At 29.9% G+C, this 12689-nt stretch carries 15 protein-coding genes; 1 reads left to right on the forward strand and 14 read right to left on the reverse strand.

What is annotated here, in order from left to right; genetic code table 11:
- Positions 1-27: 27 nt before the first annotated feature.
- The 10 genes from CLHOM_RS06325 to CLHOM_RS06370 form a co-directional block, all read right to left on the reverse strand.
- The gene (locus CLHOM_RS06325; protein ID WP_052220865.1) at positions 28-1362 is read right to left on the reverse strand and encodes a replicative DNA helicase; all 1335 of its coding nucleotides are present in this window, start codon (positions 1360-1362) and stop codon (positions 28-30) included.
- Positions 1363-1374: 12 nt separating this feature from the next.
- Positions 1375-3306 carry a Lon family ATP-dependent protease gene (lonC, locus tag CLHOM_RS06330; protein ID WP_052220867.1) on the reverse strand — a complete coding sequence of 644 codons (1932 nt, stop codon included), beginning with the start codon at positions 3304-3306 and terminating at the stop codon, positions 1375-1377.
- A gap of 70 nt (positions 3307-3376) precedes the next feature.
- Complete coding sequence (gene rplI / locus CLHOM_RS06335; RefSeq protein WP_052220868.1) at positions 3377-3820, reverse strand: 50S ribosomal protein L9; 444 nt, start codon at positions 3818-3820, stop codon at positions 3377-3379.
- Positions 3817-5805, reverse strand: coding sequence for a DHH family phosphoesterase (locus CLHOM_RS06340; protein ID WP_052220870.1), 1989 nt, complete (start codon positions 5803-5805; stop codon positions 3817-3819). The genes rplI and CLHOM_RS06340 overlap by 4 nt, the downstream gene beginning before the upstream one ends.
- 10 nt (positions 5806-5815) lie before the next feature.
- Positions 5816-6808 carry a DUF2232 domain-containing protein gene (locus CLHOM_RS06345; protein WP_161803202.1) on the reverse strand — a complete coding sequence of 331 codons (993 nt, stop codon included), beginning with the start codon at positions 6806-6808 and terminating at the stop codon, positions 5816-5818.
- A gap of 13 nt (positions 6809-6821) precedes the next feature.
- Positions 6822-7136, reverse strand: coding sequence for a MazG-like family protein (locus CLHOM_RS06350; protein WP_052220872.1), 315 nt, complete (start codon positions 7134-7136; stop codon positions 6822-6824).
- Positions 7137-7287: 151 nt separating this feature from the next.
- Complete coding sequence (gene rpsR, locus CLHOM_RS06355) at positions 7288-7524, reverse strand: 30S ribosomal protein S18 (RefSeq protein WP_052220896.1); 237 nt, start codon at positions 7522-7524, stop codon at positions 7288-7290.
- 40 nt (positions 7525-7564) lie between these two features.
- Positions 7565-8017: a single-stranded DNA-binding protein gene (locus CLHOM_RS06360; RefSeq protein WP_052220874.1), complete on the reverse strand. Its 453-nt coding sequence runs from the start codon at positions 8015-8017 to the stop codon at positions 7565-7567.
- 11 nt (positions 8018-8028) lie between these two features.
- Positions 8029-8316, reverse strand: coding sequence for a 30S ribosomal protein S6 (rpsF, locus tag CLHOM_RS06365; RefSeq protein ID WP_052220875.1), 288 nt, complete (start codon positions 8314-8316; stop codon positions 8029-8031).
- 123 nt (positions 8317-8439) lie between these two features.
- Positions 8440-8643, reverse strand: a complete 204-nt coding sequence (locus tag CLHOM_RS06370; RefSeq protein WP_052220876.1) for a DUF951 domain-containing protein — start codon at positions 8641-8643, stop codon at positions 8440-8442.
- 248 nt (positions 8644-8891) lie between these two features.
- On the opposite strand from CLHOM_RS06370, the gene yyaC reads away from it, so the two are divergent.
- On the forward strand, positions 8892-9506 hold the full coding sequence (gene yyaC, locus CLHOM_RS06375; protein ID WP_052220877.1) for a spore protease YyaC: 615 nt from the start codon (positions 8892-8894) through the stop codon (positions 9504-9506).
- 45 nt (positions 9507-9551) lie between these two features.
- Here the strand turns inward: yyaC and CLHOM_RS06380 are convergent, their stop codons facing one another.
- From CLHOM_RS06380 to CLHOM_RS06395, 4 genes are all read right to left on the reverse strand, one after another.
- Positions 9552-10058 (reverse strand): DUF4446 family protein, encoded by a 507-nt coding sequence (locus CLHOM_RS06380; RefSeq protein ID WP_052220878.1) that lies wholly within the window; start codon positions 10056-10058, stop codon positions 9552-9554.
- Positions 10059-10090: 32 nt separating this feature from the next.
- Positions 10091-10927, reverse strand: coding sequence for a ParB/RepB/Spo0J family partition protein (locus CLHOM_RS06385; protein ID WP_052220879.1), 837 nt, complete (start codon positions 10925-10927; stop codon positions 10091-10093).
- A gap of 7 nt (positions 10928-10934) precedes the next feature.
- Complete coding sequence (locus CLHOM_RS06390) at positions 10935-11702, reverse strand: ParA family protein (RefSeq protein WP_052220880.1); 768 nt, start codon at positions 11700-11702, stop codon at positions 10935-10937.
- 194 nt (positions 11703-11896) lie between these two features.
- On the reverse strand, positions 11897-12676 hold the full coding sequence (locus tag CLHOM_RS06395; RefSeq protein WP_052220881.1) for a ParB/RepB/Spo0J family partition protein: 780 nt from the start codon (positions 12674-12676) through the stop codon (positions 11897-11899).
- Positions 12677-12689: the final 13 nt, after the last annotated feature.

The raw sequence follows: 12689 nt of genomic DNA on the forward strand, positions 1-12689 counted from the left end.
ATGTGGCTTATACTTCCACATCTTCCTTTATTGCTGATGTACAACATCTAATCTACCAAATTTGCTATACTGTCCAAGCCATGCAAGCTTAACTGTACCAACTGGACCATTCCTTTGCTTTGCAATAATGCATTCTGCTACATTTTTATCTTCTGTTTCATTATTATAATATTCATCTCTATACAAAAACATAACAAGGTCCGCATCCTGCTCAATGGAACCAGATTCTCTAAGGTCAGAAAGCATTGGTCTATGGTCTGCTCTTTGCTCTGGTGCACGGGATAACTGAGAAAGTGCAATTACAGGGCAATGCATTTCCTTTGCTAGAGCCTTTATAGATCTAGATATCTCAGAAACCTCTTGTTGCCTACTTTCAGATCCACTGCTTCCGCTCATTAACTGAAGGTAATCAATAACTATAAGATCAATACCATATTCTATTTTTAATCTTCTGCACTTAGATCTCATTTCCATTACAGAAACTCCAGCAGTATCATCAATATATATTTTAGAAGCTGCTATTGGACCAGCTGCTTTAGCTATTCTTTCCCAATCGCTGTCCTCTAAAGCTCCTGTTCTCAGCTTAAGCATATCAATATTAGCTTCAGCACAAAGAATCTTATAAGCTAATTGTTCTTTCGACATTTCCAAAGAAAAAACTACTACGCTTTTCCCTTCCCTTATTGCAGCATATTGAGCAATATTTATAGCAAAAGTTGTTTTTCCCATTGATGGTCTAGCTGCAATCAAAATCATATCACCTGACTGAAATCCAGAGGTTTTTGAGTCTAGCTCTGGAAATCCAGAAGGAACACCTGTTGTTTCTCCTTTATTATTGAACATTTTTTCTATCTGCTCAAAACCTCTTTCAAGTACAAGGCTGATAGGCTCAAAATCACTAGAACTCTTCTTTTGTGCAATATCAAAAATTCTCTTTTCAGCTCCATCTAGAACCCCTTCTACATCATCCTGCTTTGTGTAGCTTTCTTCTGTTATTTCTGCTGAAGCTTTAATTAATTTTCTAAGCACAGATTTCTGTTCAACAATTTTAGCATAAGAATTTAAATTACTAGTAGTTTCTATAGAAGCTGTAAGTTCTGTTATGTATGTAATGCCTCCAACTACTTGCAGCTTCTCAGTAGCATTTAAATGTTCAATTAAAGTTACAGTATCTACTGGAATATCCTTAGAATATAATTCTAAAATAGCATTAAATATAATCTTATGACCTTCTCTATAGAAGTCTTCTCCCTTTAATACTTCTGCTGCTTGAGCTATTGATGTTTTATCTTTTATCATACATCCCAAAACTCTTTGTTCTGCCTCAATATTTTGAGGCAGAACCCTAAGATGTGCTTCCATTTGCCATCTCCCCTAATTGTCTAGTTTAGACTTGCTTTCTTCAAAAGCAATTTTAATAAGTTCTTCTATATTATCAACTGCTTCTACTTCAATATCGTCTAATCCTGAAGGTACTTCCTTTAAGTTGTCTTTTGGAACTATTACTAACTTAATTCCTTTTCTTCTAGCTCCATATACTTTTTCAAATATTCCACCAACAGGTTTTATTTTTCCCCTTAAGGATATTTCACCTGTTACCGCAATATCTTGCCTAATTGGCTTATTTAATAATGCACTTATTATACAAATAGTTATTGCTGCACCAGCGGAAGGTCCATCAATACGTCCTCCCCCTACAATGTTAACATGAATATCATAATCATTAATATCCTTATCTGTTATTTTTCTTATTACAGAAGCAGCATTAACTACTGAGTCTTTTGCCATACTTCCAGCTGTATCATTAAATTTTACATGACCTTTTCCCTTTTCCTTAGCGTCAAAGACTGCGGCCTCTATCTCTAAGGTTGAACCAATATATCCACTAACACCAAGTCCTAAAATATGACCTACTTCATGTTCTCCTTCTGTTGAAATTTCTTCAAAAGGCGTAAACCTGCTTATAGATATTACTTCTTCAATATCCTTTAAAGATATAAAGACATCATCATAGGTTTCTGATCTTTTATTATAAAGTACATAACCATAAGTATCTGCCAAAATATTTACTGCTTTTCTTCCTTCAATAGTATATCTACTAATAAGCTTTGAAGAACCTTCTTCTAGTTTTATATTTAATTTTTTAGCCGCATTTTCAACAATTTTCTCTATATCCTTAGGAGACAGCGGTTCAAAATATACCTCTGCGCACCTAGATCTTAGAGCTGGATCTATATCCTTAGGTTCTCTTGTAGTAGCTCCTATAAGCACGAAATCTGCTGGTGCTCCATTATCAAATAGATACTTTATATACTTAGGAACATTTTCATCATCAGGGTCATAATATGATGATGAAAATTCTACTCTTTTATCTTCTAATACCTTCAATAGCTTATTTTGAAGTATTATATCTAGTTCTCCTATTTCATCGATAAATAGAACCCCTCCATGAGCCTCAGTTACAAGACCTGGTTTTGGTTCAGGAACTCCTATTTCAGCTAAATCCCTTTTACTTCCCTGATATATAGGATCGTGTACTGAACCCAACAAAGGATTTGTTATCTCTCTAGGATCCCATCTAAGGGTAGTGCCATCTACTTCCACAAATTTTGCATCCTTATAAAAAGGAGTATATTTTAGCTTTTTAGCTTCTTCTAATGCAAGACGTGCTGCAGTAGTTTTTCCTACTCCAGGAGGTCCATAGAGAATAATATGCTGTGGATAAGGAGAAGCTATTTTTGATAATAGTGACTTAATTGCTCTTTCCTGACCTACTATTTCTGAGAATTCTTGCGGTCTTAAAAGTGCTTGAATATTATTAGTCATTTTTCTTGAATCCAAAACTTCTAACCTTGCATACTTTTTCAAGGTTTTAGCATTTTCTGGCCCCTTTTTCTTTCTTATAATTCCTAATCTCACTTCATCAATATATTTTTCTTGTTTTTCAATAACTACTTGCTCTACTTCTTTTTCAATGCTGTTTTCTATATATTTTTTTGCAACAATATCAACAATATAGTTATTTATACTTTCGAAAACTTCATCTACATTATGTTCACTTGGTATAATATCTATTCCTTTGCCATCACTGACTATTTTATTTATTGCATATATCCTTTTAAACATATCTTCACTATGCAAATGCTTGTTTAACTTATATTTTATTACTCTTGTTTTAATAGTTTTTTCATCTATTACTTTTCTCATAAGCTCATCTAAAGCATTTACTTTTACATCAAAAGGAATATTATCTTTAATATATTCAATTGAATCTTTTGATTTCTCATCTAATAATGAAAATTTCAATATGTTACCCTTAAGAAAGTCTGCTTTTAAAAGATTTTCCCCTCGGGTGTCCCCCCTTTTTGGTTATAAACTATTGTTCAGATATAACTATCTTCACCTTAGTAGAAATTTCAGGATATAACTTTATTTCTACTTCATGAGTTCCTAATTGTTTTATTGTATCTGTAACTATCTTCTTTTTATCTATATCTATGTTATATTGTTTCTTTAACTCTTCAGCTATATCTTTGCTAGTAATAGCACCGAAAAGTCTTCCATTTTCTCCTGCCTTTCCAATTATCTTAACTTCTTTGTTTCTTAGACTTTCAGCTAATTTTTGTGCAGCTTCTGTTTCTTCTAGCTTCTTCTTTCTTTCTGCTTCTTTTTGTTTATTTAAAACATGCATATTTGCATCAGTTGCTTCCTTTGCAAGTCCCTTTGGCAGCAAGAAGTTTCTTGCATACCCATCTGATGCATTTATTACTTCTCCCTTTTTACCTTGACCTTTAACATCCTTTAATAATATTAACTTCATTCCTCTTCACCTTCCCTTAAGTATTTATAAATAGCCTTTTGAAGCTGTTCCTTTGCTTCTTCTATAGAAACATTTTTTAGTTTTGCACCTGCTATAGTCATGTGCCCTCCTCCACCTAATACTTCTAAGATAACTTGAACGTTAATATTACCAAATGATCTTCCACTTATAAATACCTCACCTTCTATTTTAGCAAGAACAAAGGACGCTTGAACACCTGTAATATTTAGTAATTCATCCGCTACTTGTGCAGCTAATACATTATCTCTTATATCTGGTGGACAGATAGCAATTGCAATATCATTATTTACTTCTGCTTCGCTTATTATTTCAGCTCTTTTTAAGTAGGTTTCCAATTGTCCTGCAAACATTTTTTTTACATCAATCATATCAGCACCAAGCTGTCTTAAATATGCTGCAGCCTCAAAGGTTCTAACTCCTGTTTTAAAATAAAAATTTTTAGTATCTATATAAATTCCAGCCATAAGCATTTCTGCCGCAATAGAACTTACATACTGCTTTGGATTATCAATCATATACTGAAGCATTTCTGTAACTAGCTCACAAGTAGATGATGCATAAGGCTCTACGTAGCTAAGCAATGCTCCTTCTATGGATTCTGTAGATTTTCTATGATGATCAATTATAACCATCCTGCTTACTTTTTCTAAAATGTGATTGTTATGGACATAATCTCTACTGTTTACATCAACTAAAATTAGTAAACTATTTTTATCAAGTGCAGCTATAGCTTTTTCACCTGTAATAAATGTCTTATCATACTGATGTGTTATTTTAAGCCTTTCCATTGGCTTTTCAATTCCACTACTTACTTTATCAAGTATAATATATCCTTCCTTTTCTAAGGATTTCACCACGCTATAAATTCCTATAGCTGCTCCTAATGAATCAATGTCTAAGTTAGAATGTCCCATTATATAAATGTTACTGCTCTCATTTATCAAATTAACTAAAGCATGGGCAATTACTCTCGCTCTTACTTTTGTCCTCTTTTCAACTTCTTTTGTTGTTCCTCCAAAAAATTGCAGTTTATCATTAATCTTTACTACTACTTGATCCCCACCCCTACTTAATGCAAGTTCCTTAGCCGTCATAGCTAATTCATAGTTTTCTACAGGAGTACTACCATCGCATCCAACACCAACGCTTAGAGTAACTGCTAATTCATTGCCAGAACGTATCTCTCTTATTTCATCTAGTATCTGGAAATTTTTCTCCATCTCTTTTTTAATATTTTCAAAATAAGTTACCAGCATATATTTGTTTGATGAATACTTAATAGCAACAGAATTAATATTCTGAGCATAGGTCTTTATTGTTCTTTCTATTTCAGCAGATAACAATAGTGCTTTATTTTCTTCAGTAGTTTTCAATACATCATCTATGTTATCTACTTCGATTAAAATAATTGTTGTCTTTCTTTGATTTAATTTTTCGCTAATCTCTACTTCATTTGTTACATCATAGAAATAAAGCAGAATTATTTTGTCTTTAATATTAGTAGAACTATCATTAACACTTGAAACTACATTGTAATATTTGTTATTAACTTTTATATATTTTATTGTGCTCTTCTCTGCTGCAATAATCTTATTTATGTTTTTATCCTCTATAACCTGATTTAAACGCTTCCCTAATATATCGTTTTTATTGATTATATTAAAAAAACCTTGATTATACCAAAGTATATCTCCTTCAGCCCCAACTAAGGTTAATGCAAAAGGTGAATTCAACAAGATATTTCTAGTAGAGGCATCTATCTTTGAAGAGAAATCCTCAATTATCCTTTCCCATTCATTCTTTGTAATTTTAGATATTCTTGTATTATAAGCTATAAGTATACCATAAGTAATGATTAATAAACTACCTATAAAGTAATGCTTTAAGATAAAAAAAATAGCTATTAAAACTCCTATAATAAATATATATAGTTTACTTTTTTGATTCATAAAATCATTTTTCATACTATTCCCTCTATTTTACTTTCCTTATTGGATTAGGATCTAGCTTTCTTAAATTAAATATTATATCTGTAATTCCAAACACAAGATATAAATCAGAGATAGCTGGGATAAATAATATTAGTAATACTGTTATTATTATTATACCCTTTGGCAGCTTTCCTTTTTCTTTTAATAGATATACCAAATACGCCATTCCGTCTAGATTTAAAGTGAAAATAACTAGCGTATTTACAATGGAAAATGCGTATGAATATTTAGTAAATTCTTTAGCATTCAATATTATTCCTATACATGCGATTATTATCAATAATGCTTCAATTCTATTTGGAATATATACTCTGCTAAATGGAATTATTTCCTCAACCACATAATTTAATCTCAAAAGTACTTTTTGTATAATAATATAGCTAATATAGGCTTGAATTAATCCACCTATTATAAAACTTAAAGTTAATATTACAATTAACATTTCTAAATTCACATATTTTGAAACACTCTCTACATAATCTATTGCTTCCTTTGGAGCGTTCATTTGTATGTAGATATTTTTATACGCATCCAATGATTCGTGCAATTGATTTACCATCATATTTAAGTACTGTACTATTCCTGCTTTACTAACAAAGATAGCATAAATTAAAAATTTAATGATTTTACCTATAGCAGTAGCTATTGTTACAGCTACTATAGTTTCACTACTGCTTTTATTATTTTTTATGTAATATCCTAAACTTAGTGCAGCAAATCCATATACTACACCAGAGACTAAGGCTGAAATAGGATTATACAAAAATGTTGTAAGAATAATACTTAAAATTATTGTTATAAAAGCTAGCTTGAAATTATGTCTAATATATATTAAAGTAGCTGGAATAGGTAAAATAAACATGCCCAACTCTAATAATATAGGCACATATGCCGTCATAGCAATTATGACAAAAGTTATTGATATCATTATACCTGTTTCAACTATTTTATTTGCATTATAATTGTTGTTTTGCATTTTAGCCCTCATTCTATCTATCTTTAATATGATTATATAACCTGCTTAGATCTTTATTTTCTTTTTCAACAATATCTTCTTCTATAATACCCAGTTTTAGTTTTCTCTTCATTTCTTCATCTACTTCTAAATGTGAATATCCCAGTCTCTCAGCTAATAGATATAATAAAATTATTGCCCCGGAAATACACTCCAAAAGAGCTCCTTGTGCAACGTTACTCCCCTTAGCAAGTAATTTAAAAAGGTCGCCTACAATACATAGAAGGTCTGCCTTTAGATTTTCAATAATTTTTATATTTGACATTATATTAAAGTCATCATTTTTCAATAAATCCACCTCCTATGTACCATACATACATATTTACAATCTTATATATATATTTTAGTTATTTTTTCTAACTTATGCAACTTTAGTTTTTAATCGGGAATATTAATGATATAAAAAAGCAGTGCCTAATGACACTGCTCTATGTTTTTTATTAATCAGTTGTGAATGGTAATAAAGCTAAGTTTCTAGCTCTCTTAATAGCTATTGTCAATACTCTTTGATGCTTAGCACAGCTGCCAGAAATTCTTCTTGGAAGTATCTTTCCTCTTTCTGTAACGTACTTTCTTAACTTATTTACATCCTTATAATCTATTGTAGAAGTTTTGTCTGCACAAAATGAACAAACTTTTTTTCTTCTTCTTTTCATATTTCTCTTGTTTTGTTGCATCATATTTTTCCCTCCTTACCTTTTAAAAATCAAGAATTAGCTAAAATGGTATATCACCATCATCAATTGGAGTAATATCATCTTCATACTCTGGTTGATTTGAGCTTCCAAAATCATTTAATGGAGCGTTATTATTCATTCCTGAATAAAATGGTTCTGTTCTATTTAGGCTAGCATTTTTAGGCTCCAAGAATTGTACTTCTTCAGCAACAACCTCTGTTACATATCTTTTTGTACCATCTTTAGCATCATAAGATCTAGTTTGTATAGATCCACTTATTCCAACCATTCTTCCTTTACCTACATAGTTTGCTGTATTTTCCGCTTGTTTTCCCCAAACAACTACAGGTATAAAGTCTGCTTCTGGCTGACCTGGACTTTTAAATCTTCTATTTACTGCTAAAGTAAAAGTTGCAACAGCTGTTCCTTTCCCTGGAGTAAATCTTAACTCTGGGTCTTTAGTTAACCTACCTACTAAAACAACCTTATTCATTCTTGCACCACCTATTTTTCAGGATTAACTACCATGAATCTTATAACTCCATCTGTTATTCTGAATACTCTTTCTAATTCTTTAGGTAATTCAGGATTAGACTTAAAGTTAACTAGAGTGTAATATCCATCGTTAATTTTATCTATAGGATAAGCAAGCTTTCTTTTACCCCATTCATCAACGTTTTCAATTACTCCTCCACCATTTTCTATTACACCTTTAAACTTTTCGATATTTGCTTTTATAGCTTCATCATCTAAAGATGGGTGTAATATGAATATAGTTTCATAATTTCTCATTGATTTCACCTCCTCCCTATGGACTAACGGCCGTGGTTATATTAAAACTATCCCCACAGCAGGGACCACATTTAATCATTTTATCATTATAAGGTATAAAAATCAATATATTATTTCAATTTTTTACTCAGCATCAGGAATATTTTGCTTTATTATCTTTTTTATACTTTTTTCAAATTTAGTTCTAGGTAACATTACTATTCTATCACAGCCTAAACATTTTATTTTTATATCTGCTCCTAATCTTATTACTTCCCATTTCTTACTTCCACAAGGATGTTGTTTTTTTGTTTCTACTATATCCCCTAAATAAAATTCTTTTTCCATTTCTAATTTCCCCTTCTATTCTAATATAATATATCTTTTTATAGTTTAATGCTATATTTTAACGATATTATACGAAATCAATAATCTCTTAAAACATAGCCTAATTTTTAATTTCAAACTTTATATAATTATATAATAAGTTAGTTATAAATATAAATACTTATTAACTTTAATTTTGTAACTAAATTATCGGCACTTGAATAAAAATATGATAATTGGTAAATAATCTCTTCAAAGGAGGTTATTACATGAGTAAATATGTTATCAACTCTAACGATATCGATTCTGTATATGATTTAAGAGATATCTTATCTCAAAAAATTTTCAATATATTGAAAGATAAAAGGCCTATCATTTTTTTATGCATTGGCACAGATAGATCTACAGGTGATAGCCTAGGACCTTTAGTAGGAAATAGATTACGTTACATTATAGGTAAAGATTTTTATCTATATGGAACTTTAGAATTTCCTGTGCACGCTAAAAACTTAGTATCTGTTATTGATGAAATAAACTCTAAATATGAAAATCCATACATAATTGCTATTGATGCTTGTCTTGGTAGTATTCAAAGCATCGGTAATATAATAATAGAAGATAAACCCCTATCTCCTGGAGCTGCAATGAATAAGCAACTTCCTAAAGTTGGAAATTTAAGCATAACTGGTATTGTAAACATTTCTGGGGCTTTAGAATTCATGGTTCTTCAAAACACTCGATTATTTACTGTCATGCATCTTTCTGATGTGATTTATCGAGGTATTTATCATTGTATATTAAAAACTGTAGGCTATAAAAAAGCATCTGATTTTAGTATTAGCTTATCTAATAAAATAAGTAGACTGCTAGATTCAAATAGTTAACATAAAATAAAATAACTCCACATATAAGGAGTTATTTTATTTTAATTATTTAAATATTTTATTGCATGCATTTTGCAATACTTCCTCTTCTTCATCAGATAAATCATATCTTGATATTCCTTCGTCAATAGGTTTAGCATATACGGTGCTATCGTGCCTTCCATATATACCTGTAAGTATTACTCCATCATTATTTTCATTTAATAGAGCTATAGAAAAACTTAAATCACTACCAACATCATCAAAAGCTTTATATCTTAATATTGATATCTTTTGAAAACACTCTTTTAATTTGTCTTCTATATTATCTTGCCTATTTTTAACATCATGAGCTATTGTTTTTACTTCATCTATATTATCTAAGTAATTTACAATAATTTCTTCTATGTTTTTATTATTTATACCTCTTGTTAATTTTCTATATTTAGTATCTAATTTACTTATTGATCTTGCTAATGATATTAACATTATTAGCATTATTAAAATTATTACTGAAAGACCAACTATTATATAAGCCTCTAAGCCATTCATTAATTGCGAAATACTGTTCATTTAATTGTCCTCCCATTGTTTCACGTGAAACATTATATATTTAATACATCAATAATTCTTTGTAACTCTTCTTCTGAATAATACTCAATCGTTATTTTACCTTTATTACCATTAGTTTTAAAAACAACCTTTGTATCAAACAAATTTTCCAATTTAGTTTTTATATCATTATAATATGGATTATTTTCATTTTGTTTTTTAGGCTTTTTAGCTTTACCTATATTTTTAATTAATGCCTCAACATCCCTTACATTTAACTGTTCATCTATAATCATCTGTGCAAATTTATACTGAAGATCTTTATCTTCTAATGGAAGCAGTGCCCTTCCATGTCCTTCAGTGATTACACCTTCAATTAAATACTCCTGAACTCTAGAGTCTAAGTTCAATAATCTAATGCAATTAGCAATAGCAGCTCTCGATTTACCTATTCTTTTACTTAATAATTCTTGAGTAAAATCAAATTCTTCTAATAACTTTTTATATGCAATAGCTTCTTCAATAGGATTTAAATCTTCCCTTTGGATATTTTCAATTAAAGAAATTTCTAAAACTTGCTTATCATCTAAATCTAATATAACAGCTGGTACCTCTTTTAGACCAATTGCCTTAGCAGCTCTCCATCTTCTCTCACCAGCTACAATTAGATAATAATTTCCTTCTTTTTTTAATACTAGGGGTTGAATTATTCCATGTTCTTTTATAGACTCAGAAAGTTGAATGATTTTATCTTCGTCAAAATTCTTTCTTGGTTGTGAATTATTAGGTTTTATCAAATTAATTTTAACTTTAAGAATGTTATCTTCATTAGAATTTTCTTCAGGAATTAAAGCTCCGAGACCTTTTCCTAATCCAAACTTTTTAGTCAATGTTAATTCACGCTCCTTGTTTACTTAAAAATTCATCAGCTAACCTTTCATATGCTTCTGCACCCTTACATTTATCATCATATAACATAATTGGCAAACCAAAGCTAGGTGCTTCAGCAAGTCTAATATTTCTTGGTATATATGTATTATAAACTTTATCATTAAAATACTTATTAACTTCTTCAACTACCTCATTACATAATTTTGTTCTATTATCATACATACTCATAATAACACCTTCAACTTCTAAACTCTTGTTAAGAGATTTTTTTACAAGCTGAATTGTATTAATTAACTGCCCAACTCCTTCTAATGCATAAAATTCACACTGTATTGGTATTAAAACGCTATCTGCAGCAGTTAACGCATTGATTGTTAAAAATCCTAGAGAAGGAGGACAGTCAATAAATATATATTCAAATTTATCTTTAATAGCTTTTATTTTGTCCCTTAAAATTGTTTCTCTATTTTCCTTAGAAATTAATTCAATTTCCGCACCGACCAATTCCATGTTTGATGGAACAATATAAAAGTTATTTATAAGTTCACTTTCAAACATAGCTTCATCAATGGATATATCTGAAGCTAGTACATCATAAATAGAGTATTTAATTTTGCTTTTATCAATTCCAAGTCCGCTAGTAGTATTACCTTGTGGATCTATATCTATGGCCAAGACTTTATGTCCGTTCATAGCTAAGTTTGCACAAAGATTAATGTTTGTAGTAGTTTTACCTACTCCTCCCTTTTGATTAAAGATACATACTACCTTCATTTTATCCCCCCTTGTATTTTAAAAAATACATATAAAATTAAATATAATATTTTACTTATTTACATTATAATATCTCTATTAAAATTTATAAAGCATAACTTGTTATAAAAATAATTAAAATAAAAAAACACCTAAAAATAATAAAAATAGGTGTTTTGTTTCACGTGAAACATTAAATTATTAAAAAAGAATATTTAATTTTTAGGTATAGTAATCGTAACTTGTATTTTATCTTCTAATTCTTTAGTTTTATATGAAGCATTAATACCAAACTTATCAAAAACTTGCTTTACAGTATTAACGTAAACCTTAGGACTAAAGATGCCTTTTATTCTCTTTTTCCCATCAGAAGCTAAATCTTTAGAATTTAGTTTTAAAATTTCCTTATTAATTAATAGTTCAGTATCTTTAACATTAAGCTTCTTTTTAATTACAACACTTAATACTTTTTTCTGTAATTCAATATTAGGAAGTTTTAATAGAGCTCTAGCATGTCTTTCTGTTAAATAATTTTCTAAAAGCAATTCCCTTAAACTGCTATCTAACTTCAGAATTCTCATCTTGTTTGCTATCGTTGACTGTTTTTTACCTATAATAGAAGCTAATTGTTCTTGAGTATAATTATATTCAGAAATAAGATTTTGATATGCTTCAGCCTCTTCTATAAAATTTAAATCTTCTCTTTGAATATTCTCAAGTAAAGCAACAGCAGCTGAATCTTTCGTATTTATGTCAACTACTATTGCAGGCACCATAATTAGTCCAGCTTTCTTTGCAGCGCGCAGCCTTCTTTCTCCTGCCACTAGTTCATACTTACCATCCTTGAGCACCCTGACAGAAAGAGGTTGAATAATTCCATAAACTTTTATTGATTCTGCTAATTCATCAATAGTCTCTTCATTAAAGTATTTTCTAGGCTGATTTTCATTTGGAATAATTAAATCAGTAGAAATCTCAATAATTTCTTTTTGCATATTTCCCATCCCT

Origin of the sequence: Clostridium homopropionicum DSM 5847 (assembly GCF_001263795.1) — a bacterium.
Classification (GTDB): Bacteria; Bacillota; Clostridia; order Clostridiales; family Clostridiaceae; genus Clostridium_H; species Clostridium_H homopropionicum.